23 protein-coding genes and 1 tRNA gene are annotated in these 21,846 nt (G+C 67.5%); 11 read left to right on the top strand and 13 right to left on the bottom strand.

The annotated features are described in order from the left end of the window. Positions 1-37 precede the first annotated feature (37 nt). Positions 38-544, top strand: coding sequence for a DUF402 domain-containing protein (locus tag VXD91_RS20865; RefSeq protein ID WP_346416279.1), 507 nt, complete (start codon positions 38-40; stop codon positions 542-544). Positions 545-555: 11 nt separating this feature from the next. Continuing rightward, positions 556-1,137, top strand: coding sequence for a hypothetical protein (locus tag VXD91_RS20860; RefSeq protein ID WP_346416277.1), 582 nt, complete (start codon positions 556-558; stop codon positions 1,135-1,137). Here the strand turns inward: VXD91_RS20860 and coaE are convergent. Both coaE and rpsA read right to left on the bottom strand, forming a co-directional pair. After that, the gene (gene coaE, locus VXD91_RS20855) at positions 1,134-2,312 is read right to left on the bottom strand and encodes a dephospho-CoA kinase (protein ID WP_346416276.1); all 1,179 of its coding nucleotides are present in this window, start codon (positions 2,310-2,312) and stop codon (positions 1,134-1,136) included. The genes VXD91_RS20860 and coaE overlap by 4 nt on opposite strands. Positions 2,313-2,385: 73 nt before the next feature. Continuing rightward, a complete protein-coding gene (gene rpsA / locus VXD91_RS20850) occupies positions 2,386-3,825 on the bottom strand; it encodes a 30S ribosomal protein S1 (RefSeq protein WP_061006315.1) in 1,440 nt (479 codons plus the stop codon). A gap of 258 nt (positions 3,826-4,083) precedes the next feature. Between rpsA and VXD91_RS20845 the strand changes: the two genes are divergently transcribed. Both VXD91_RS20845 and VXD91_RS20840 read left to right on the top strand, forming a co-directional pair. Then, positions 4,084-5,181, top strand: coding sequence for a PrsW family intramembrane metalloprotease (locus tag VXD91_RS20845; protein ID WP_318986368.1), 1,098 nt, complete (start codon positions 4,084-4,086; stop codon positions 5,179-5,181). A gap of 35 nt (positions 5,182-5,216) precedes the next feature. Next, positions 5,217-5,849: a LysE family translocator gene (locus tag VXD91_RS20840; RefSeq protein ID WP_346416275.1), complete on the top strand. Its 633-nt coding sequence runs from the start codon at positions 5,217-5,219 to the stop codon at positions 5,847-5,849. Here the strand turns inward: VXD91_RS20840 and polA are convergent. Continuing rightward, complete coding sequence (polA, locus tag VXD91_RS20835) at positions 5,846-8,506, bottom strand: DNA polymerase I (RefSeq protein ID WP_318986367.1); 2,661 nt, start codon at positions 8,504-8,506, stop codon at positions 5,846-5,848. The two genes, VXD91_RS20840 and polA, sit on opposite strands and share 4 nt — an antisense overlap. Before the next feature lie 58 nt (positions 8,507-8,564). Further along, positions 8,565-9,452, bottom strand: a complete 888-nt coding sequence (locus VXD91_RS20830) for a LysR substrate-binding domain-containing protein (RefSeq protein ID WP_346416274.1) — start codon at positions 9,450-9,452, stop codon at positions 8,565-8,567. A 70-nt stretch (positions 9,453-9,522) separates the two neighbouring features. Between VXD91_RS20830 and VXD91_RS20825 the strand changes: the two genes are divergently transcribed. Beyond that, positions 9,523-10,479: an FAD-dependent monooxygenase gene (locus tag VXD91_RS20825; protein WP_346416273.1), complete on the top strand. Its 957-nt coding sequence runs from the start codon at positions 9,523-9,525 to the stop codon at positions 10,477-10,479. Then, positions 10,469-10,663 carry a hypothetical protein gene (locus VXD91_RS20820; protein WP_346416272.1) on the top strand — a complete coding sequence of 65 codons (195 nt, stop codon included), beginning with the start codon at positions 10,469-10,471 and terminating at the stop codon, positions 10,661-10,663. Before VXD91_RS20825 ends, VXD91_RS20820 begins: the two co-directional genes overlap by 11 nt. On the opposite strand, the gene VXD91_RS20815 is transcribed toward VXD91_RS20820, so the two are convergent. Both VXD91_RS20815 and VXD91_RS20810 read right to left on the bottom strand, forming a co-directional pair. Further along, positions 10,658-12,097: an FAD-dependent monooxygenase gene (locus tag VXD91_RS20815; RefSeq protein WP_346416271.1), complete on the bottom strand. Its 1,440-nt coding sequence runs from the start codon at positions 12,095-12,097 to the stop codon at positions 10,658-10,660. The two genes, VXD91_RS20820 and VXD91_RS20815, sit on opposite strands and share 6 nt — an antisense overlap. Next, positions 12,094-12,660 carry a TetR/AcrR family transcriptional regulator gene (locus VXD91_RS20810; RefSeq protein ID WP_293022683.1) on the bottom strand — a complete coding sequence of 189 codons (567 nt, stop codon included), beginning with the start codon at positions 12,658-12,660 and terminating at the stop codon, positions 12,094-12,096. The genes VXD91_RS20815 and VXD91_RS20810 overlap by 4 nt, the downstream gene beginning before the upstream one ends. Positions 12,661-12,769: 109 nt before the next feature. On the opposite strand from VXD91_RS20810, the gene VXD91_RS20805 reads away from it, so the two are divergent. The 4 genes from VXD91_RS20805 to VXD91_RS20790 all read left to right on the top strand — a co-directional run bounded on the left by VXD91_RS20805 (position 12,770) and on the right by VXD91_RS20790 (position 15,235). Continuing rightward, positions 12,770-13,219 carry an OB-fold domain-containing protein gene (locus tag VXD91_RS20805; protein ID WP_061006309.1) on the top strand — a complete coding sequence of 150 codons (450 nt, stop codon included), beginning with the start codon at positions 12,770-12,772 and terminating at the stop codon, positions 13,217-13,219. Next, entirely contained in the window at positions 13,216-14,418 is a 1,203-nt protein-coding gene (locus VXD91_RS20800; RefSeq protein ID WP_020103273.1) for a lipid-transfer protein, read from the top strand. The genes VXD91_RS20805 and VXD91_RS20800 overlap by 4 nt, the downstream gene beginning before the upstream one ends. Positions 14,419-14,493: 75 nt before the next feature. Further along, the gene (locus VXD91_RS20795) at positions 14,494-14,715 is read left to right on the top strand and encodes a DUF167 domain-containing protein (RefSeq protein ID WP_346416278.1); all 222 of its coding nucleotides are present in this window, start codon (positions 14,494-14,496) and stop codon (positions 14,713-14,715) included. Positions 14,716-14,731: 16 nt separating this feature from the next. Continuing rightward, positions 14,732-15,235, top strand: coding sequence for an O-acetyl-ADP-ribose deacetylase (locus VXD91_RS20790; protein WP_346416270.1), 504 nt, complete (start codon positions 14,732-14,734; stop codon positions 15,233-15,235). Between the two features lie 61 nt (positions 15,236-15,296). On the opposite strand, the gene VXD91_RS20785 is transcribed toward VXD91_RS20790, so the two are convergent. The 6 genes from VXD91_RS20785 to VXD91_RS20760 all read right to left on the bottom strand — a co-directional run bounded on the left by VXD91_RS20785 (position 15,297) and on the right by VXD91_RS20760 (position 21,256). Further along, positions 15,297-16,052 carry an ABC transporter ATP-binding protein gene (locus VXD91_RS20785; protein ID WP_293022693.1) on the bottom strand — a complete coding sequence of 252 codons (756 nt, stop codon included), beginning with the start codon at positions 16,050-16,052 and terminating at the stop codon, positions 15,297-15,299. Continuing rightward, positions 16,039-16,884: an ABC transporter ATP-binding protein gene (locus VXD91_RS20780; protein WP_293022696.1), complete on the bottom strand. Its 846-nt coding sequence runs from the start codon at positions 16,882-16,884 to the stop codon at positions 16,039-16,041. The genes VXD91_RS20785 and VXD91_RS20780 overlap by 14 nt, the downstream gene beginning before the upstream one ends. Then, positions 16,881-18,074: a branched-chain amino acid ABC transporter permease gene (locus VXD91_RS20775; RefSeq protein WP_138249711.1), complete on the bottom strand. Its 1,194-nt coding sequence runs from the start codon at positions 18,072-18,074 to the stop codon at positions 16,881-16,883. Before VXD91_RS20775 ends, VXD91_RS20780 begins: the two co-directional genes overlap by 4 nt. Continuing rightward, on the bottom strand, positions 18,071-19,108 hold the full coding sequence (locus VXD91_RS20770) for a branched-chain amino acid ABC transporter permease (RefSeq protein WP_346416269.1): 1,038 nt from the start codon (positions 19,106-19,108) through the stop codon (positions 18,071-18,073). Before VXD91_RS20770 ends, VXD91_RS20775 begins: the two co-directional genes overlap by 4 nt. Before the next feature lie 93 nt (positions 19,109-19,201). After that, complete coding sequence (locus VXD91_RS20765) at positions 19,202-20,416, bottom strand: branched-chain amino acid ABC transporter substrate-binding protein (protein WP_346416268.1); 1,215 nt, start codon at positions 20,414-20,416, stop codon at positions 19,202-19,204. Positions 20,417-20,623: 207 nt separating this feature from the next. Next, entirely contained in the window at positions 20,624-21,256 is a 633-nt protein-coding gene (locus VXD91_RS20760) for an ANTAR domain-containing response regulator (RefSeq protein ID WP_061006301.1), read from the bottom strand. 107 nt (positions 21,257-21,363) lie between these two features. Here VXD91_RS20760 and VXD91_RS20755 point away from each other — a divergent pair. Continuing rightward, positions 21,364-21,440 (top strand) — tRNA-Leu (locus VXD91_RS20755). 25 nt (positions 21,441-21,465) lie between these two features. On the opposite strand, the gene VXD91_RS20750 is transcribed toward VXD91_RS20755, so the two are convergent. Continuing rightward, on the bottom strand, positions 21,466-21,846 hold a 381-nt coding region (locus VXD91_RS20750), incomplete at its 5' end, for a tyrosine-type recombinase/integrase (protein WP_346416267.1).

The raw sequence follows: 21,846 nt of genomic DNA, 5'->3' as shown, positions 1-21,846 counted from the left end.
CGCTGCCGGTCGCCGGGCGAGCGCGTACGCTGGCGCCATCCACGCACCCAAGCACGAGACGTTCGACCTGGCCGCCCGCACGAACACCGATCCCAAAGGCATCGTGCGGGCCGTCGACGTGTACCGGGTCGAGCCGTGGGGCCTGTACATGGCCCGTCCCACCCCAGGCCGCCCGCAGTTCTACTACCTGGAATCGTGGCTGCTGCCGTCGATCGGCCTGCGGGCCAGTGTCTTCCATTTCAACCCGGGATATGAGCGCGACCAGGACTTCTACCTCGATGTCGGCCGGTTCACCGCCGGCGAGCAGTCCTGGACGTCCGAGGACCACTACCTGGATCTGGTCGTCCGGTCGGGCAAGAGTGTCGAGCTGGAGGACGTCGACGAGCTTCTCGACGCGGTGCGTCACCACCTGCTGAGCACCGACGACGGTGAACGCGCCATCACGACGGCGACGGCCGCCATCGAGGGGCTGGCTCAGCACAATTACCAGTTGGGCAATTGGCTAGCCAGTCTCGGTATGTCACTGACCTGGCGCGACAGGTAATGTCAACAACCATGACATCGATCAGGCGCGGACGCATGGCCGCGGCATCGCTGGCGTGTGCCACCGCAGTGGCCACGAGCACCTCCCTGCTTCTCGCCACGACGGCAGCTGCCGATCCGGCACCTCCTGCCCCACCCGCACCACCGGCGGTCCCGGTCGGCGACAGCGCACCGCCCAGCGCAGGACCGCACAACGTCACCTACCGGGCCCGGATCGACGGGGTGTCCCGCGGGACGCTGATCACCTATCGGCTCACCGATACCCAGCTCAACTCGGCGACGCCGTCATTGCTCCCGGGCGAGTCGTTCGAAGCCTCGGCCGTGCTCAACAACTCGGCGAACGCCGGCATGCAGGTGTCGATCCAATGGCCGTACTCGGCCAGCCTGCACTGCGAGATCCTGGTCGACGACGAGATCGTCGCCCAGGCCGACCAGTTCGTCGCCCCGCGCCTGACACCACAGCGCCAGGACCCCGGCTACGGCGTGCTCAGCTGCGGGTCGGTGACCGACTTCGATCCCAGCCAGCAGTACAGCGCCGAGCTACCGGGCACGCCGGCCACCCCGGCCGCGGCCGCGACGCCGGCCTCCCACTAAGGGCGCCAACCGGTTTCGTCGGCCCAGGCCCAGGCTCGTCGGTACGCACCGGCGAGCCAGGGCTCCTTGGCGTCGGCGTACTCCCCGCTGGTGGCCGGCGCGGCGGCCATCGCGTCGTGTTTGAGGGCGAGGTAGTCGACCCGCTCGTCGGGGTTGGCCGCGAGCCACGCCGGGAACAGCAACGCGAACTGCTGGCCCGGCCAGCCGTCGACGCGGATGTGCACGTTGGTGGGCCGGCCAGGATCGGCCGATGCGTGAAAGCGCTTCTGCCACAGGGTCTTGTCGTCGGTGTGGGCCACGTCTTCGTTGATGTCCGCGACCCGCGGGTAGCCGGCGGCCAGCAGCAGGTCGGTGAGCTCGTCGGCCACCTCGAGTGACGGCACGGTCACCTGGATGTCGATGACGTCCTTGGCGTCCAGGCCCGGCACGGCCGTCGACCCGATGTGGTCGACCCGCACCGCGCGGTGGCCGCACGCGGTGCGCAGCCGGGCCAGGATGCGGCCGGCCTGCTGGGGCCAGGTCTCGTCGTACGGCACCACGGCAGGCGCGACAGTGGCCGGCACGCCGGCCTGCACATTGCGGGCGAACGGGACGATGCGCTGCTCCCACAGCTCGCGGGCGGCGGCCGCCAGTTCGTCGGCGCTGCCATGGTTGTCCAGCCAGACATCCGCGACGGCCTGACGCTGTTCGACCGTGGCCTGCGCCGCGATCCGCGCGCGGGCGTCCTCCTCCGAGAAACCGCGGTACTCGATGAGCCGCGCCACGCGCACGTCCTCGTCGGCGTGCACCATGACGACCAACGGGAACAGCGGCGCCATCTGCGACTCGACGAGCAGCGGAATGTCTTCCACCACAACAGAACCCGCCGGTGCGGCCGCGATGAGCTCGGCCCGGCGCTTGCCCACCAGCGGGTGCACGATGCCGTTGAGGGTCTTGCGCTTCTCGTCGTCGCTGAACGCCACCGCGGCCAGGGCCGGCCGGTTGAGCGAACCGTCGGGCAGCAGGATGTCTTCGCCGAAGGCCGCCACGAGGGCGGCCAGCCCTTCGGTGCCGGGCTCCACCACCTCACGGGCGATGACGTCGCCGTCGACGACGATGCCGCCTTCCGCCGCGAAGGTCGATGACACAGTGGATTTTCCGGCGCCGATGCCGCCGCTCAGTCCGATACGAAGCACCGGGTCACCCTATCGGCCGTACAAATGAGAAATGCCCCGACCCAATGGGCCGGGGCATTTCTCGTTGAACTACTTAGGCGTTGCCGGCGAGCTTCTCGCGCAGCGCCGCCAGCTGGGCGTCGCTGGCCAGCGTGCCACCGGTCGACTCCTCGGAACGCGAGGAACCGCTGGTCGCCGGACGGGCAGCTGCCTCGGCGTCGGCCGCGGCGAACTTCTCCATCTGGGCGGTGTGCATCTTGTGGCGACGCTCGGCCTCGGCGTACCGGGCCTCCCACTCGTCACGCTGCTTCTCGAAGCCTTCCAGCCATTCGTTGCTGTCGGCGTCGAAGCCCTCGGGGAAGATGTAGTTGCCCTGCTCGTCGTAGCTGTCGGCCATGCCGTACTTCGACGGGTCGAACTCCTCGGTGTAGTCCTCGTTGGCCTGCTTGAGGCTCAGCGAGATGCGGCGACGCTCCAGGTCGATGTCGATGACCTTGACCATCGCGTCGTCGCCGACCTGGACCACCTGGTCCGGGACCTCGACGTGGCGCTCGGACAGCTCCGAGATGTGCACCAGGCCCTCGATGCCCTCTTCGACGCGGACGAACGCACCGAACGGGACCAGCTTGGTGACCTTGCCCGGCACGATCTGACCGATCGCGTGGGTACGGGCGAAGTGGCGCCACGGGTCTTCCTGGGTCGCCTTGAGCGACAGCGAAACCCGCTCGCGGTCCATGTCGACGTCCAGCACCTCGACGGTGACCTCGTCGCCCACCTGAACCACCTCGGACGGGTGATCGATGTGCTTCCAGGACAGCTCCGAGACGTGCACCAGGCCGTCCACGCCGCCCAGGTCGACGAACGCGCCGAAGTTGACGATCGAGGACACGACACCCTTGCGGATGGCGCCCTTGGTGAGCTGGTTGAGGAACTCGCTGCGGACCTCGGACTGGGTCTGCTCGAGCCAGGCACGACGCGACAGGACCACGTTGTTGCGGTTCTTGTCGAGCTCGATGATCTTGGCCTCGATCTCCTTGCCGATGTACGGCTGCAGATCGCGGACACGACGCATCTCGACGAGCGATGCGGGCAGGAAGCCGCGCAGGCCGATGTCGAGGATCAGGCCGCCCTTGACGACCTCGATGACGGTGCCCTTGACGGCCTCGTCCTTTTCCTTGAGCTCTTCGATGGTGCCCCAGGCGCGCTCGTACTGAGCCCGCTTCTTGGACAGGATCAGACGGCCTTCCTTGTCCTCCTTGGTGAGGACCAGGGCTTCGACCTCATCGCCCACGGAAACGACCTCGTTGGGGTCGACGTCGTGCTTGATGGAAAGTTCGCGGGAAGGAATGACACCTTCGGTCTTGTAGCCGATGTCGAGCAAGACCTCGTCACGGTCCACCTTGACGATGGTCCCTTCGACGATGTCGCCATCGTTGAAGTACTTGATGGTCTTGTCGATAGCGGCGAGAAAGTCCTCGGCCGAGCCAATGTCGTTGATGGCTACTTGCGGCGAGGTGATGGAGGGACTTGGCATGTGGTGGGATGCTCCGGACAGGTTGAATCGTAGGGACAAATTGGTTGTTTTCCGTGACGCGCCGCGGCGTTACCGCCTGACGTCTCACGCGCACCCATAGCCCATGTGGACACAGGTACTTGTCGAGGGTACTAGACCCGTAGACGCAGGCCAAACGCGGTCTGCTCCATCGCAGGGGAATGCCGTTCCGCCGATAGTCTTCGTGTCGTGTATCCCGCTCCGTCGCCCGTGCCGCCGCCATATCCGTATCTGGCGCCGATGCCGCGGCGAATCCGCAAGGTCGGCGCGCCCCTCGGCGTGATCATCGGGCTGGGCGTGCTGATCGGCTGCGTCCTGATCCTGACCACACTGACCAACCCGATCGGCATGACCATCGGATTCGTGCTGGCCAGCATCGCGACGGCCGTGGTGCTGCTGACCTACCTGTGGTTCGACCGCTGGGAGCCCGAACCTCCGCGGCTGCTGATCTTCGCGTTCATCTGGGGTGCGTCGATCAGCGTCGTCATCTCGGTGATCCTGGAGACCATGTCGACGCCGCTGCTCGGCAAGGACGGCTTCGCCGCGATGGCCATCGGCGCACCGGTGATCGAAGAGGCCGCCAAGGGCGTGTTCCTGCTGCTGATGATGACCGGCCGGCGCCGCAACGAACTGAACTCGCTGACGGACTGCCTGGTCTACGCCGGTTTCGTGGCCGCGGGCTTCGCGTGGCTGGAGAACATCTTCTACATCGCCATGGGCGAGACCATCGCGCATTCCCTGCTCACCGCCGCACTGCGGCTGATCATGGGCCCGTTCGCGCACCCGCTGTTCACCAGCATGACCGGCATCGGCGTGTACCTCGCGCTGCAACACCGCGGCGCCGGCGCCAAGGTGCTCTACATCGGACTCGGCTACGTGGCCGCGGTGGTCATGCACATGTTGTGGAACGGTTCGACCGTCGTCGGCGCCGGCGCCTACTTCGCGGTCTACCTGTTCTGGATGGTGCCGATCTTCACCCTCGCCATCGTCACCGGCGTGCTGGGCCGCCGCCGCGAGCAGCGGGTGGTCGCCGAGAAGCTGCCCGGACTCATCGCCTCCGGCCTGATCACCCCCAACGAGGCGACGTGGCTCGGATCGATGCGCGCCCGCAAGGCCGCGATCGCGACGGCGACGCGGATCGGCGGCGCACCGGCCGGTAAATCGGTGAAGGAGTTCGCCGTGCAGGTCGTCGAGCTGGCGTTCGTTCGGGACCGCATCGACCGCGGGCTGGCCGACGAGCGGACCTATCAGCGGCATGCCGAGGAGGCGTACTGGCTCACCGCCACGCGGGCGCAGGCGCCGGTGCTGCAGTGGCTGACCAATTACCGGGCGGCGTGACTTAACGGCTTGCGCGGGTCAGCGATACTTTTTGCATGCTCACGCACCTTCTCGACGTCCTGCCGGCGTTCCTGGTCGCGTCGGCGATCCTGGCCGCGCTGCCCGGACCGGCGACGGCACTGTTCCTGCACCGCTCGGTGCGCGACGGCCGCAAGGCGGGTCTGGCGGCCGTCGTCGGCAATGAGATCGGCGTCTGCGGGTGGACGCTGGCCGGCGGTGGCGGGCTCTCGATCCTGCTCGCGGCCAACCACTGGCTGTCGCTGGGGCTACACGTCGTCGGTGCCGCCATCCTGATCTGGCTGGGCATCAGTGCCTGGCGCATCGCGAAGCACCCCACCGACATGGCCGTGACCATGCCCCTGCGTGGACGGACCCCGGGTGCGGCGTTCCGCGCGGCGCTCGTGTCGATCGCCGCCAATCCGAAGGCCGCGGCCTTCGGCATCGTGGTGCTCCCCCAGTTCCTGCCGGCCGGCGGACCGGTGCTGCCGACGCTGCTGGTGCTCGCCGCCATCCAGCTGGTGATCGACACCTCGTGGTGCGTCGGCGTCGTCCTGGCGGCCGACCGGGCCCGGAACCTCTTGAGCCGCACCCACATTCGTCAGCGCATCGAACGCGCCATGGGCGCGATTCTCGTCGCGCTCGGTATCGGGCTGGCCGCCGACGCTTAGTGCGCGGCCGCGTCCCAACTGGGGCCGTAGCCGACCGACACCTCGAGCGGCACGTCCAGCGGGTAGGCACTGCCCATCTGCTCGCGCACCAGGGTCTCCAGCGCGTCCCGCTCGCCCTCGGCGACCTCGAACAACAGCTCGTCGTGCACCTGAAGCAGGATTCGTGACTTCAGCCCGGCGTCCTTCATCGCGCGGTCGACGTTGATCATCGCGACCTTGATGATGTCGGCGGCGCTGCCCTGGATGGGCGCGTTGAGCGCGGCGCGCTCGGCGGCCTCGCGGACGTTGCGGTTGCTGCTGTCGAGTTCCGGCAGGTAGCGCCGGCGGCCGAGCACCGTCGAGGTGTAGCCGTCCTTGCGGGCCTGTTCGACGACCGAGTGCAGGTAGTCGCGCACCCCGCCGAACCGGTCGAAGTACTGGTCCATCTGCTGCTTGGCTTCTTCGGTCGAGATCTTCAATTGCGATGCCAGGCCATAGGCCGACAACCCGTACGCCAGGCCGTAGGACATGGCCTTGACCCGGCGGCGCAGCTCCGCGGTGACCTCTTCGCTCGGCACACCGAAGGCCCGCGACGCGACGAAGGTGTGCAGGTCCTCGCCGGTGTTGAACGCTTCGATCAGGCCGGCGTCGCCCGACAGGTGCGCCATGATGCGCATCTCGATCTGGCTGTAGTCGGCCGTCATGAGCTCGGTGAAGCCCTTGCCGACGACGAAGGCCTCACGGATCTGCCGGCCTGCCTCGGTGCGGATCGGGATGTTCTGCAGGTTCGGCTCGGTCGACGACAACCGGCCGGTGGCCGCGATGGTCTGGTTGAACGTGGTGTGGATCCGGCCGTCGGAGGCGACCGCGTTCAGGAGTCCGTCGACGGTGACCTTGAGCCGGGTCGCGTCACGGTGCGCCAGCAGGTGCTGCAGGAACGGATGGCCGGTCTTGTCCAGAAGTGATTGCAGCGCATCGGCATCCGTGGTGTAGCCGGTCTTGGTGCGCTTGGTCTTGGGCATCTCGAGCTTGTCGAACAACACCACCTGGAGCTGCTTGGGCGAGCCCAGGTTGATCTGCTCACCGATGGCCGCATACGCGGCCTCGGCGGCATCGCGAATCTGGTCGGAGAACTGGCTCTGCAGCCGGCCGAGCAGTTCGATGTCGACGGCGATGCCGGCGTCCTCCATCTCGGCGAGGGCTCGCTGCACCGGCAGCTCCATCTGGCCGAGCAGCGCCAACGAGTCGATCTTGGCGAGTTCCACGTCCAGCGCGTCGGCCAGATCGCCGACGGCCGCGGCGCGCACGATCAGCGCCTGGACCGCGGCGTCGTCGACCTCGTCGGGGTCGTCGAGCAGGGAAAGCTGTTGCTCTTCCTTGCTTTCCGCGCGCAGTTCCCGGCCCAGGTACCGCACCGACAGGTCGTCGAGGGCGAAGCTGCGCTGCCCCGGGCGAACCAGATAGGCGGCCAGCGCGGTGTCCGAGGTGACGCCGGCGAGCGTCCAGCCGCGGCCCAGCAGGTCGTGCCACGCCAGCTTGGCCTCGTGCAGCGCCTTCGGCGGGCCGGGATCGGCCAGCCACGACGCCAGCGCCGCTTCGTCCTCGGCGTCCAGCCGCGCGGTGTCGATGTAGACGCCCTCGCCGCTGGCCGACACGATCGCGACCGCCGTGGCATCGGCGTCGAAGGCCTTGTGGGTGCCGGCAACGGCCATGCCGAAGCGGCTGCCGTTGCTGTGCTCGGCGAGCCACGCCGCCAGGGTGCCCGGCTCCAGCACTCCGCCGCGGACGTCGAAGCCGAGTTCGACCTCGGGCTCCACAGGCGACAGGGTCTCGAACAGCCGGTCCCGCAGGACCCGGAACTCCAGGTCGTCGAACAGCTGATGGATGCGGTCGCGGTCCCACGGCTGCACCCGCAGCGCCTCCGGGGTGTGCGCCAGCGGCACGTTCCGGACCAGGTCGGTCAGCTCCCGGTTGAGGATGACGTTCGAGAGGTTGGCCCGCAGCGAGTCACCGACCTTGCCCTTGACCTCGTCGACATGGTCGACCAGCGCCTGCAGCGAGCCGTACTGGTTGATCCACTTGGACGCCGTCTTCTCCCCTACGCCGGGGATGCCGGGCAGGTTGTCGCTCGGGTCGCCGCGCAGGGCCGCGAAGTCCGGGTACTGCGTCGGGGTGAGGCCGTACTTCTCCACCACCGCCTCGGGGGTGAAGCGGTGCAGGTCGCTGACGCCCTTCTTCGGGTACAGGACCGTCACGTCGTCGGTGACGAGCTGCAACGAGTCACGGTCACCGGTGACGACCAGCACCCGGAAATCCTCGGCCTCGGCCTGCGTGGCCAGCGTGGCGATCAGATCGTCGGCCTCGAAGCCGTCTTCGGCCAGCACCGTGATACCGAGTGCGCCCAGCACCTCTTTGGTGATGTCGATCTGGCCGCGGAACTCGTCGGGAGTGGCGGCCCGCCCTTCCTTGTACTCCGGGTACTTCTCCTTACGGAACGTCTTGCGGGAGACGTCGAAGGCGGCCGCGACGTGCGTGGGCTTCTCGTCACGCAGCAGATTGATGAGCATGGCGGTGAAGCCGTAGACCGCGTTGGTGGTCAGCCCGCCCTGCGTCTTGAAGTTCTCCGCGGGCAGCGCGTAGAACGCCCGGAACGCCAATGAATTGCCGTCCAGCAGCATCAATGTGGGCTTGGTGGTGGGCGGGGCGTCCGTTGCGGTGGGGCTCACGGTCTTAACTCTATTCAGCCCCACCGACAGCCAGTAACCGCCGCGCCATGTTCACCAACTCCCGGGCCGCCGGGCTCATCGGCCCACCGGCCCGCCACGCGAACACCAGCCGCCCGCGCAGCGCCGGCGTCAGCCTGATCAGATGCAGATCGGCGCGCGAGCGGACCATCGCTTGCGGCAACACGGCCACCCCCAAACCCCGGGCCGCGAGGTCGGCCAGGGCCTGCGGCGTGCTCGCCTCGAATGCGACGTGCACGTCGACGCCGGCGTCTGTGCACGCCCCATCGAACTGCTGCCGGATGCCGGTGCCGACGGGTAGCGCGATGACGGCGCGGCCGGCGAGTTCGGGCAGCCGCACGGTTCGCCGGGTGTGCCACGGATCGTCGAGAGCGACGGCGGCCACGATCGGCTGGTCGGTCACGACGACGGCAGCCAGGCCTTCCGGCAGCTCGATACCGACGGAGACGATGGCGGCGTCCAACTGCCCGGTGCGGATGCCCTCGATCAGCACGTCCGAGTTGTCGGTGCCGAGCGTGATGTCGACGTGTGGATGGGCCTCGTGGAACCGGGCCAGCAGGCTCGGCATGTCGACGTCGTGCGCGGTGACGGTGCCGATGGTCACCGAGCCGCGCACGAGGTCGCTCAATTCGGCCACCGCGGTGCGTGCATCGGCCGCCGCGGCGAGGGCCGCCCGTGCGTGCGGCAGGACTGCCTGTCCCGCGGCCGTCAACCGGACTTCGCGCCGGGCCCGGTCGAACAGCGGCTCGCCCAGTTCGCGCTCCAGCCGGGCGATCTGGGCGCTGACCGCGGGTTGCGCGACGTGGATGCGCTCGGCGGCGCGGGTGAAGTTGGCTTCCTCGGCGACGGCGACGAAGTACTCGAACTGCCGAAGTTCCATAAGAAATGATTATAGTTTGTGGACCTGATCGATATTGGACTTATGGTTCTGCCGCGCCGAGGCTGGAGTCATGACACCAGTACTCATCGCCGGCGCCGGCATCGGCGGACTCACCACTGCCCTGACTCTGCACGCGCGCGGATTCGACGCACTCGTGCTGGAACGCGCAAACGACCTGCAGCCGTTGGGGGTTGGGATCAACCTGCTGCCGCACGCGGTCCGCGAACTCACCGAGCTCGGCCTCGGTGGCGCGTTGACCGCCATGGCCGTGGCCCCGTCAGCGATCCGCTTCTACACCCATCGCGGCGAGCTGTTGTTCACCGAACCCCGCGGACTGGCCGCGGGCGACGCCCACCCGCAGCTGTCGGTGCACCGTGGGCGGCTGCAGATGATGCTGCTCGACGCGGTGCGTGCACGTCTCGGCGCCGACGCGGTACACACCGGTAGCGGCGTAACCGACTTCCGGCACAGCGCCGACGGCGTCGTCGTAAACACCGCGGCCGGCCCGGTCGCGGGTTCGGCCCTCGTCGGCGCCGACGGCATCAACTCGGTGGTGCGCGCTGCGCTGCATCCCAGCCCCGACCCCTTGCTGTCGTCCGGCATCACCATGTACCGCGGGGCCAGTGACATCACGCCGTTCCTCGACGGGCACACCATGGCAATCGTCAAGGCCGACAACGGAGTTGACCTCATCTCGTATCCCATCGGTGGCGGTCAGGTGAACTGGGTACTGCAGGTGCCCACCGGGCAGCCCGGCCCGTTGGACGGCGACGCCAAGTGGAACGCGCCCGCGACCGCCGACGATGTCCTGCCGCACGTCGCCGACTGGGATCTCGACTGGCTCGACATGAGTGCGCTGATCGGCCACAGCCCGGCACTGTTCAGTTACCCCATGGTCGACAAGGACCCGCTGCCGCACTGGGGCGAGGGCCTGGTGACGCTGCTCGGCGACGCCGCCCACCCGATGTACCCCGTCCGGGGCCAACGGTGCGTCGCAGTCGATCGTGGACGCGCGCGTGCTCGCTGACGAACTGGCAGCCCATGGCTTCGCCGGGTTCCGGAGTTACGAACAGGCCCGGCGCACCGAGACCGCCGATGTCATCGCCGCCAACCGCGAGATGCACGCGGCGGGGGCATCGCGGGCGCCCGCGGTTCTGGCGCGGGTCACCACGCGGTACCGGACCGAGACCGCGACGAGCACTCGGTCATGACCGGCTGGCCGCCCGCACCGGATCGAAGCGACGCAGCTGTTCGCGGATCACTTCCGGCTGATCCGTGATCGCCGCGATATGCCCGTCGGGCCGGACCAAGACGTAGCAGCCGGCCGGCACGTCGTAATCGGGGCCGGGGCTCAGGCGCACTTGCGGAATGCCGAAATCGACTGCAGCTCTCGCAAATTCGAGCACGGTCCAGTGCGGTCCGCGGAAGATGTCGAACAGCCGGCGACCATCGGGCAACAGGCCGTCGGGTGCGCGGTCGCCGACCTGTAGCGCGCCTGGCGCGCGCGCCTCGCCCGCAAGGGGCCCGCCCCGGTAACTGACGTCCAGCTGATGGATGGCCGACGGGGCCGGCCCGGTCGCGGCGAAGCCCTGACGGTGCAGCGCGCCACTGAGCGCAAGTACGTCGGCCGCCACCGGCATCCGTTCGGCGGCGTAGCTGTCCAGCAGCTCGTCGGGCGCTCCCGCGAGCACGGCGGCCAGTTTCCAGCCGAGGTTGTAGGCGTCCTGCACGCCGGTGTTGACGCCCTGTCCCCCGGCCGGTGAATGGACGTGGGCCGCGTCGCCGGCCAGCAGTACCCGGCCCATCCGAAACTGTTGCGCCATCAACAGATTCACGCGGTACTCCGAAATCCACCGCAGGTCCGACAACACCACATCAGTCCGGCCAGAGCGTTGTTCGAGCAGTTCCTGCATCGCGGCAAGCGTCAGCGCGGGCGGGTCCTCGCCCGGCGCCATCGTCACCACCAGTTGGAAGTGCTCGGTGCCAGGCAGGTTCCACAGCGAGAACCGCTTGGCCTGCTCGCCATCACGCGTCAACAGGTGACAGCACCGGCCGTCGAGCCCGCGCGCCCGCACGTCGCCCACGATGATGCGTTCCTCGGTCAGCGCACCGCCGAGAAAGTCGACGCCGGATACCTTGCGCACCGTGCTGCGACCGCCGTCGGCGCCGACGAGGTAGGCGGCACGGACCGGGCCACGGTCTGTCTGCACGATGACACCGTCATCGTCCTGAGCGAAACCTGTTACCACGGTGTTGAATTCGATGACCCCGCCGAGTTCGCCGAACCGCGCCGCCAGGATCTCATCGGTCCGCCATTGCGGGATCAGCCACGTGAAGGGATACGGCACGGCCGGCGTAGCCGCGAGTTCGGGCAGGCCCAGCAGCTCGTAGATCGGTTTGGTCCAGACCACCTCCGCGCCGCGGTACAGCCGCATGGGCGGAAACGTCTCGCCGGCCGCCAGTACCGCACCGATGATGCCCAGGTCGTCGAACACCTCGAGGGTGCGCGGTTGCAGTCCTTTGCCGCGCGAGCCGGGAAACAATGCCCGCGCCCGGTCCAGCACGCGAACCGGTATGCCGCGGCGGGCCAGCTCGATGGCGAGGGTCAGTCCGGTCGGCCCCGCGCCGGCAATCACCACACTCATCGGGCAACGCCCAACAGGGGCAGCAGCACGTCGTCGATGAGCAGTGCGCTGAAGGCGGCGTCGACGGGACGGTCGAGATGCAGCTGCCGCAGGATCATTGCCTCGGCGACATCGTGGATCAGTTCGACGTCGGCGTCGGCGGCGATGTCGCCCCGCGCGATGGCGCGCTGCAGCGCGTCGTGGAACGGCGAAAGCTCTTCTTTGTCAAGGTGTTGGCGGATGGCCTCGGCGAGCTGTTCGTCGTGCCGCATGAGCGTCGCGAGTTCCGCCGTGACCCGGGTCAACGGGTCGGCGACATTCGCGGCGACGGCGTCCATCACGGCGAACAGGTCGCTGCGCAGCGCCCCGGTATCTGGCATCGACGCGTTTCGGGCGGCGTCCGCGGCGTCGAGCGTGGCCCGGACGAGTTGGGCCTTGTTCGGCCAGCGGCGATAGATGGTCGCCTTGCTGGCACCCGCCCGCAGCGCCACCGCATCGGTGGTCAGAGCCGCATAACCCCGCTCGACGAGCAACTCAGCCGTTGCCGCGAGCACCGCCTGTTCCCGCTCCATCCCTCGAACCATGGCCAAAGTGTACGAAACGGTTTCGTACACTTCAATGCCTTTTCCCGGCTGCCGGGATAAAACTGCAACACGTTTCAGTTTCGGGCCTATTGGCAGCTACGCTGAGCTCGTGCCAGGAGTGACGGAAGCCGGGAGCCAGCCGGCAATTGAAGGTTGGTGGGACACCGACGAAAACGGTGCGCCACACCTGATCGGGGCCAAGTGCCCGCAGTGCGGGACCTACGTTTTCCCGCCTCGCGCCAACAACTGCCCCAGCCCGGCGTGTGACAGCGACGTGCTCGAGCCCGTCGCGTTGTCGCGACGCGGCACGGTGTGGAGCTACACCGAGAACCGCTATCCCCCGCCGGCGCCGTACCCGGCGGCCGACCCGTTCGAGCCGTTCGCCATCGCCGCCGTCCAGCTGGAGGCCGAGGGCCTCATCGTGCTGGGCAAGGTCGTCGAGGGCACGCTCGCCGCGGACCTCAAGGTCGGCATGGAGATGGAACTGACCACCATGCCGCTGTACACCGATGCCGACGGTGTCGAGCGCACCACCTACGCCTGGGAGATTGCGAAGTGAGCACGCCTGAGCCGCTGTACATCCTCGGTGCGGGCATGCACCCGTGGGGCAAATGGGGCCGCGACTTCACCGAGTACGGCGTCGTCGCCGCCCGCGCCGCACTGGCCGAGGCCGGTCTGGACTGGCGTCAGATCCAGTTGGTCGCCGGTGCCGACACCATCCGCAACGGCTACCCCGGCTTCATCGCCGGGTCGACGTTCGCCCAGAAGCTGGGCTGGAACGGCGTGCCGGTGTCGTCGTCATACGCCGCGTGCGCGAGTGGATCGCAGGCTCTCCAGAGCGCCCGCGCCCACATCCTGGCCGGCTTCTGCGACGTCGCGCTCGTCATCGGCGCCGACACCACGCCCAAGGGTGCCTTCGCCCCGGTCGGCGGCGAGCGCAAGAACGACCCCGACTGGCAGCGCTTCCATCTGCTGGGCGCCATGAACCCGGTGTACTTCGCCCTGCTGGCCCGCCGCCGCATGGACCTGTACGGCGCCACCTCCGAGGACTTCGCCCAGATCAAGGTGAAGAACTCCAAGCACGGCCTGAACAACCCGAATGCCCGCTACCACAAGGAGGCATCGGTCGAGGACGTGCTGGCCAGCCCGGTCGTCTCCGACCCGCTGCGGCAGCTGGACATCTGCGCCACCTCGGACGGCGCGGCCGCGCTGATCGTGGCCAGCGCCGACTTCGCGCGCAAGCACCTCGGCTCGCTCGACGGTGTGCCGTCGGTGCGTGCGATCAGCACCGTCACCCCGCAGTACCCGCAGCACCTGCCCGAATTGCCGGACATCGCAACGGATTCCACCGCGGCCATCGCCGGACCGGAACGAGTGTTCAAGGACCAAATCCTCGACGCGGCGTACGCCGAGGCCGGCATCGGTCCCGACGACGTCAACCTCGCAGAGGTCTACGACCTGTCGACCGCGCTGGAGCTCGACTGGTACGAGCATCTGGGCCTGTGCGCCAAGGGTGAAGGCGAGCAGCTGCTGCGCTCGGGCGCCACCACCATCGGTGGTCGCGTGCCGGTCAACCCCTCGGGTGGTCTGGCGTGCTTCGGCGAGGCCATCCCGGCCCAGGCCATCGCGCAGGTGTGTGAGCTGACCTGGCAGCTGAAGGGGCAGGCCACCGGCCGCCAGGTCGAAGGTGCCCGGGTGGGTGTGACCGCGAACCAGGGCCTGTTCGGGCACGGTTCGTCGGTGATCGTCGCGCGCTAGTTTCGAGCCGTCGAACGTGCGGAAGATCCCGGGAAATTACCGATTTCCCGGGATTTTCTGCACAGTGGACCCGTGATGATCTCGGTCCGGGTCAAGCCGGGCAGCCGCAAAGGGCCCCTCGTCGAGACCGACGACGACAGCACGCTGGTCGTGTACGTCCGCGAGCCGGCGGTCGACGGCAAGGCCAACACCGCGGTGATCCGCGTGCTGGCCGAGCATTTCGAGGTGCCGAAGTCGCGGGTCGAGTTGGTATCCGGCGCCGCAGCCCGCATCAAGCGGTTCCGGATCGCCGAGTAACGCGGATACTGCAGTCATGCCACGGATCACCGCCGTCCTCGGCGACATCACGAAGCAGGACGTCGACGCCATCGTCAACGCCGCCAACAATGCGATGCGCGGTGGCGGCGGTGTGGACGGCGCCATCCACCGGGCGGGCGGCCCGGCGGTTCTCCAGGACTGCGTCGAGCGGTTCCCGCACGGCCTGGCGACCGGCGATGCCGGCTGGACCACCGCCGGCAATCTCCCGGCCCGCTGGGTGATCCACACCGTCGGGCCGAATCACCGCGCGGGCCAACGCGATCCGGAGTTGTTGCGGTCCTGCTACCGGCGTTCACTGGAGGTCGCCGACGAGCTCGGCGCGCTGAGCGTGGCCTTCCCGTTGATCAGCGCGGGTATCTACGGGTGGCCGTTGCACGATGCGATCGCGATTGCCGCCGAAACGATTTCATCGGCCTCCGCAGAAGTCGATGACGTCCGCTTGGTGGCGATCGACGACGACATCGTCAACCGAATCGACGCTCAGTTGCGCCGAACATGAGCTTACGTCCGAAATTTCGCGGGTTCTTCGAACACAAGCTCATGTTCGGCGGAAAGACAGCTCAGGCGACGCCGAGGTAGGCCGCTCGGATGCTGTCGTCCTTCAGCAGGTCTCGGGCATTACCGCTGCGGGTGACGGCGCCGGTCTCCAGGATGTAGGCCCGATCGGACCGGCTCAGCGCCTGCTGCGCGTTCTGCTCGACCAGCAGCACCGTGGTGCCTTGCGAGTTGATCTCGGAGATGATCCGGAAGATCTGCGATATCACCATGGGCGCCAAGCCCATCGACGGCTCGTCGAGCAGCAGCACCTTGGGCCGGGCCATCAGCGCGCGGCCGATCGCCAGCATCTGCTGCTCGCCACCGGACAGCGTGCCGCCGGCCTGCGTCCGCCGTTCGGCCAACCGCGGGAACGTCGTCAGCACCCAGTCGAGACGCTCGTCGTGGTCGTGCTTGGACTCGAATTTGCGTCCGTAGCAGCCCATTTCGAGGTTCTCGACGATGGTCATGCCCGGGAAGATGCCGCGGCCCTCGGGCGCCTGGATCAGGCCCGCGGTCACGCGGCGATGCGCTTTCATCTTCGACACGTCCTCGCCGTCGAACCACACCGAACCCGACGACAACGGCAACAACCCGGAGATGGCCCGCATCATGGTGGTCTTGCCGGCGCCGTTGGAGCCGAGCAGGGTGACGAGTTCACCCTCCCGCACGACCAGCGAAACACCATGCAGCGCTTGAATTCTGCCGTAGTGGACGACGGCGTCGCGGACCTCCAGCAGCACCGGCCGCGGGTCGAGGTCGGCGGATTCAGAGCTCGTCATCGGGCACCCCCAGGTAAGCGGCGATGACCTTGGGGTCCTCGCGAATCTCGGCCGGCAGGCCTTCGGCGATCTTGCGGCCGAACTCCAGCACCACGATGCGGTCGGTGACGCCCATGACCAGTCGCATGTCGTGTTCGATCAGCAGCACGGTGTAGCCGTCGTCCCGGATCGCCTGGATCAGTTCGATCAGCGCGGACTTCTCGCTCGGATTGAAGCCGGCCGCGGGCTCGTCCAGACACAGCAGTTTCGGCTCGGTGGCCAGCGCCCGGGCGATCTCCAGCCGGCGCTGGTCGCCGTACGACAGGTTCCGCGCTTTCTCCTCGCCGCGGTGCGCGATCCCGACGAATTGCAGGAGCGCCGCGGCACGTTCGATGGCGTCGCGTTCCTCGCGGCGGTGTCGCGCGGTGCGCAGCAGCGCGCCGGGGACCGACGTCTTGTGCCGGGCGTCGGTGCCGACGACGACGTTCTCCAGCGCCGTCATCTCACCCCACAGCCGGATGTTCTGGAAGGTGCGGGCGATGCCGCGCCGGGTGATCTCGTGGCGCTTGATCTTGCCGAGCGGTGCGCCGTCGAACATCACCGATCCGGACGACGGCCGGTACACGCCGGTGATCGCGTTGAAGCACGTGGTCTTGCCGGCGCCGTTGGGGCCGATGAGACCGAGAATCTCGCCGCGCCGGATATCGAACGTCACCGAATCGAGTGCGGTGAGTCCCCCGAACTTGACGGTGAGATCAGTTGTGGCCAACAGCTTCTCACCCTCGGCGACCTGGACGTCTCGATGCAGGGCGGCGAGTTCCTCGTCGGGTGCGGGCTCTACGGGTTCGGTCATGCCGCCGCCTTCGATTCGTCCGCATTGCGCAACAACGCTCGCGCCGACTTGCCGTAGGTCAGCAGCTGCTGGCGTACCGGGAACAGACCCTGTGGCCGGAAGATCATCAGCACCACCAGCGCCAGGCCGAAGAACAGGTACTTGAGGTCACCGAGGTTGATGCCGAGCACATGCACGCCGAGCAGCCGGTTGGGCAGGTACACGATGATGAACGCACCGACGATCACGCCGAGCTTGTTGCCCTGCCCGCCGAGGACCACCGCGCACAGGAACAGCATCGAGTTGATGATGTTGAAGGTGGGCGGTGCGACGTACTGCACCTGGCCGGCATACAGCGCGCCCGACAGGCCGCCGATGCCCGCGCCGATGACGAACGCCCACAGCTTGAACTTGAAGGTGTTGACGCCCATGACTTCCGCGGCGTCCTCGTCCTCGCGGATGGCGACCCACGCCCGCCCGACACGGCTGCGTTCCAGGTTGCCGACGAGCAGCAGGATGGCGACCATCAGCACCAGGCCCAGCCAGAACCACCACGTGCCGTAGTTGGCGCTGCCGGCGGAGTTGCCGCTGGAGAACACGCCCGTGGGGAGCTTGTCGGTCTCCCCCAGCCGCGGGTAGGCGATCTGGTTGAGGCCGCGGGCGCCGTTGGTCAGGTCCGAGAGATTGTCGGCCAGGAGCCGGATGATCTCGCCGAATCCCAGCGTGACGATCGCGAGGTAGTCGCCGCGCAACCGCAGCGTCGGGATGCCCAGCACCAGGCCGGCCATGGCGGTGACCGCCATGGCCAGGGGTACGCAGGCCAGCCAGGCCCAGTCCTTGTCGAGGAATCCGTCGACCCCGACCTGGTTCCAGGGGCTGTCCGGGCTGGTCAGCAGCGCGACGGTATAGGCGCCGACGGCGTAGAACCCGACGTAGCCGAGGTCGAGCAATCCGGCTTGTCCCACAACGACATTGAGGCCGATCGCGATGATCGCCACCATCGCGAACTGCGCCATGGTGCCACCGAAGCTGATGCCGGGTGTGTTGAGGAACGACGGGGTGTGCAGCGGCAGCATCGCCACCGCCGTGAACAAGAGGACGCCGAATATCCATTTGGCGGGCCGGCTCTGCTGATCCCACCACTGGCGTATCTGGTCACCGGGTGCCAGCAGGTAGCGGGCCCGGCCCTCGTTCGAATGCTGCCCGCTCATGCTCGCGCCTTCCCGAGACTTTCACCGAGTATCCCGGTGGGACGGATCAGCAGCACCAGCACGAGGAGGACGAAAGCCACCACGTCGCGCCATTGCGTGCCGAAGAACGCCTGGCCGTAGTTCTCCATGATGCCGAGGATCAAGCCACCGAGGAGCGCGCCCCGCAGGTTGCCGATGCCGCCGAGCACCGCGGCCGAGAATGCCTTGATTCCCAACAGGAATCCGCCCGAGTAGATGATGCCCTGCGGCACCTTCAGGGTGTAGAGCAGCGCGGCGGCGCCCGCGAGCAGGCCACCGATGAGGAACGTCGTCATGATGATGCGCTCCCGGGAGACGCCCATGAGGGTGGCGGTCGTCGGATCCTGCGCGACGGCGCGGATGCCGCGGCCGAACTTGGTGCGGTTGAGCGCGATGTCGGTGAGCAGCGCCAGCACGATGGCCGCCACGACGATGACGATGGTGACGTTCGAGATGTTCGCGCTGAATAGCGTGAACTGGGTTTTGGGTTGCACCAGGATGATCGGCTGTTGGGCATTGCTGCCGCCGAAACCCTTGAGGATCTTCGGGAGCACGAAGTGCACGAATTCCTGCAGGACGAACGACATGCCGATGGCGGTGATGAGGAATGTCAGCCCGCGCGCGTTGCGGCGGCGCAGCGGCCGGTAGGCCACCATCTCCAGGCCGACGGCCGCAGCACCGGAGACCAGCATCGCGACCACCATGGCGACGCCCAGGTAGAAGATCGTCAACCCGACGCCCAGGTTGTAGGCATTTCCGCTGGGCTTGAAGCCGAGAATGACCTCCAGCGCGAAGTAGGCGCCGAACATGCCGAGCATGAAGATTTCCGAGTGCGCGAAGTTGATGAGTCGCAGCACGCCGAACACCAAGGTGTAGCCGACGGCGACGAGGGCATAGATGGCGCCCCACGACAACCCGTCAATCGTCAACTGCCAGAACCCGTTCACCAGGTTGTCGACGTTGAAATTGATGTTGGCCGCGGTGCACACGTAGTGGCCGACGCAGTCGGATGTCATCGGGTGGCGGCTCCTCGGTTATCGCGGTGGTGAGAGTCCAGGAACGACGACGCGCCCGGCACTGGGTCCGGACGCGTCGTCGCCTGCAGGTTCCTACTGGACCTTGTAGATCCAGATGAGGTTGGTGGTCAGCTCACCCTTGTTGTTCCACTGGTACTTGCGCGCCACGCCCTGACCTTCGTACTTGGTCACGAAGTCCAGCAGTGCGGGCCGGGTGACGGCGCCCGAGTCGATGCCCTTGACCAGGATGGTGCCCAGGTCGTAGCCCTCGGTGCTGTAGGTGCCGGGCTCCTGGCCGAACTTCTTGGTGTACTCCTCGGCGAACTGCTTACTCGCCGGTCCGCACGGGCAGGACAGGATGGCGCCCTTGGTGGCCTCGCCGCCCTGCTTGACGAACTCGGGGTCCTTCGTGCCGTCGGCGCTGGCGAACGTCGCGGTCACGCCGCCGTCCTTGAGCTGCTGAGCGAACGTCGCGGCCTCGGCGTAGTACCCGCTGTAGAAGATCGCGTCCGGCGCGGCGCCCTTGATCTGGGTGACGGCGGCCGAGAAGTCCTTGTCGCCCTTCTTGACCGAGAAGTTGCACGCCGAGTCCGCGACCGGTCCCAGCGTGGTACGCACCGCGGTGGCCAGGCCCAAGCCGTAGTCGGTGCTGTCGTCGACGACGCAGACCTTCTTGTACTTGAGGGTGTTCTTCAGGTAGTTCGCGACCGACGGGCCCTGCACACCGTCATTGGCCAGGCCGCGGAAGAAGGTCTTCCAGCCGTTCTCGCTCAGCGTCACGTTGGTGGCCGAGGCGGTGGCCGCGACCAGACCGGCCTGGTCGAAGACCGTGCCGGTGGCCTTGGTCTCGCCGGAGAACGCGGGGCCGACCAGGCCGATGGTGAACTTGTCATCGACGATCTGCGGCGCGATGCCCGTCGCCTTCTGCGGGTCGCCCTCGGTGTCGAAGGTCTTGAGCGTCACCTGGCAGCCGGGGTTCGCCGCGTTGTGCTTGTCGATGGCGAGCTGCACGCCGTCCTTGATGTTGATGCCCAGAGCGGCATCGGGACCGTTCAGCGCGCCGGCCATCGCGATGGAGACCGGCGGGCACGTGGCCTTGCCGTCACCGGCGGGATCGGCCGGAGTGGCGCCGGCGGCACCCTTGACCTCGGCGCCGTTCTCGTCGATCTGCACCTGTTCGACGATCTTGAGATTCGAGCCGGCCGCGCCGCTCTGCTTCGGATCAGACTGGCTGCATCCCGCCAGACCGAACACGATCAGACCGGCACTGCCGACTGCAAGAGCATTCCGAGCTACGCGACTGCGCACGCTTCACCTCCGGGTCATGGTTACGTGGCACCGGATACGGCCCGCACTCTTCGCAGGTGGGGCCGACGTCCGCTGCTTCGCGTAGACAGTAACCAACACGGCGCGGCTATACGCGCTGTTGAGCGATGCTGGCCGACCTTGTCTTCATCGGACCTGTGTAAACGCTGCGGCCCGAAACACAGAGTTAACGCCGGCGCGGCGCGCGGCTCAGCCCGCTGACGGTTCCGTCGCTTCTGCGGCCGGCGGATCCAGCGTCTCGACGACGACCTCGGCGACCCGTTTCATCGTGGTGCGACGGTCCATCGCCGCCCGCTGAATCCACTTGAACGCCTCGGGCTCGGTCATGCCCTGCTTGGTCTGCAGGATGCCCTTGGCACGCTCGACGAGCTTGCGCGTCTCCAGCCGGTCGGACAGCGAGAGGACTTCCTTCTCCAGCGCTGTCAGCTCGCCGAAGCGGCTGACCGCGACCTCGATGGCCGGCACCAGGTCGGTGATGGAGAACGGCTTGACCAGATAGGCCATGGCACCGGCGTCGCGTGCCCGTTCCACCAGTTCACGCTGGGAAAACGCGGTCAGGATCACAATGGGCGCGATGCGCTTGGCGGCGATCTCGGAAGCGGCGTCGATGCCGTCACGGCGCGGCATCTTCACATCCATGATCACCAAGTCAGGCTTCAGCTGCTCGGCGAGTTCCACAGCCTCCTGGCCGTCGCCGGCCTCGCCGACAATCTCGTAGCCCTCCTCGCGGAGCATCTCCGCCAGGTCCAGCCGGATGAGCGCCTCATCCTCGGCCACGAGAACACGGCGCGGTGCGACGACATCAGATGTTGACCCGGTCATCCCCATATTGTCGCGTGAGCCGTCCAAAGAGGCGACCTCGGGGCGCGGCGTGGCCCTGAGAATCACATCAACTATGGTGGTACACCGCCACCAACAACCGGTGCGACGCCCTCGTATCCCAACTGGCAGAGGAAACGGATTCAAAACCCGTGCAGTGTGAGTTCGAATCTCACCGAGGGCACCAAAACACGCACGAATGTTCTTGCAGGTCAGGAACTTATTGACAGTCGGATTCCGGCGTCACCCACCTCCTTTGGCTGCAATTTGGCTGCATTCGGCTCGAACGAGAAGCCGGCCATCCGCAGGTCATGGGCTGCCGCAACGGCTTCCTCGTCGCGGTCGAATAGGTCGGCGTACGTGTCGAGGGTCATCGCCGCGGAGGCGTGTCCGAGCATCTTCTGCACGGCCTTGACGTTGGCCCCGGCCGACACTGCGAGCGAAGCCGCGGTGTGCCGCAGGTCGTGTGGAGTGATCCGCGGAAACACCGGTGTCACCGGATCACGCTTCGGATGCGCCTTGAGCTCTACGGCCCGCGCCTCGTCCGCAGCGGAAATGCATCGCGCGACCGCGCCCGCAAACCAAGTCCGCGC

Source organism: Mycobacterium sp. SM3041 (assembly GCF_039668335.1).
GTDB lineage: Bacteria > Actinomycetota > Actinomycetes > Mycobacteriales > Mycobacteriaceae > Mycobacterium.
Note: the sequence above shows the minus strand (reverse complement) of the source record. Positions and strands in the feature narration are given on the sequence as shown.

Bases quoted from the DNA above. Each gene is read 5' to 3' on its own strand.
- VXD91_RS20860 (WP_346416277.1), top strand. From the start codon at position 556: ATGACATCGATCAGGCGCGGACGCATGGCCGCGGCATCGCTGGCGTGT.
- rpsA (WP_061006315.1), bottom strand. From the start codon at position 3,825: ATGCCAAGTCCCTCCATCACCTCGCCGCAAGTAGCCATCAACGACATT.
- VXD91_RS20845 (WP_318986368.1), top strand. From the start codon at position 4,084: ATGCCGCGGCGAATCCGCAAGGTCGGCGCGCCCCTCGGCGTGATCATC.
- VXD91_RS20840 (WP_346416275.1), top strand. From the start codon at position 5,217: ATGCTCACGCACCTTCTCGACGTCCTGCCGGCGTTCCTGGTCGCGTCG.
- polA (WP_318986367.1), bottom strand. From the start codon at position 8,506: ATGCTGCTGGACGGCAATTCATTGGCGTTCCGGGCGTTCTACGCGCTG.
- VXD91_RS20830 (WP_346416274.1), bottom strand. From the start codon at position 9,452: ATGGAACTTCGGCAGTTCGAGTACTTCGTCGCCGTCGCCGAGGAAGCC.
- VXD91_RS20825 (WP_346416273.1), top strand. From the start codon at position 9,523: ATGACACCAGTACTCATCGCCGGCGCCGGCATCGGCGGACTCACCACT.
- VXD91_RS20815 (WP_346416271.1), bottom strand. From the start codon at position 12,097: ATGAGTGTGGTGATTGCCGGCGCGGGGCCGACCGGACTGACCCTCGCC.
- VXD91_RS20810 (WP_293022683.1), bottom strand. From the start codon at position 12,660: ATGGTTCGAGGGATGGAGCGGGAACAGGCGGTGCTCGCGGCAACGGCT.
- VXD91_RS20795 (WP_346416278.1), top strand. From the start codon at position 14,494: ATGATCTCGGTCCGGGTCAAGCCGGGCAGCCGCAAAGGGCCCCTCGTC.
- VXD91_RS20790 (WP_346416270.1), top strand. From the start codon at position 14,732: ATGCCACGGATCACCGCCGTCCTCGGCGACATCACGAAGCAGGACGTC.
- VXD91_RS20785 (WP_293022693.1), bottom strand. From the start codon at position 16,052: ATGACGAGCTCTGAATCCGCCGACCTCGACCCGCGGCCGGTGCTGCTG.
- VXD91_RS20780 (WP_293022696.1), bottom strand. From the start codon at position 16,884: ATGACCGAACCCGTAGAGCCCGCACCCGACGAGGAACTCGCCGCCCTG.
- VXD91_RS20775 (WP_138249711.1), bottom strand. From the start codon at position 18,074: ATGAGCGGGCAGCATTCGAACGAGGGCCGGGCCCGCTACCTGCTGGCA.
- VXD91_RS20770 (WP_346416269.1), bottom strand. From the start codon at position 19,108: ATGACATCCGACTGCGTCGGCCACTACGTGTGCACCGCGGCCAACATC.
- VXD91_RS20760 (WP_061006301.1), bottom strand. From the start codon at position 21,256: ATGACCGGGTCAACATCTGATGTCGTCGCACCGCGCCGTGTTCTCGTG.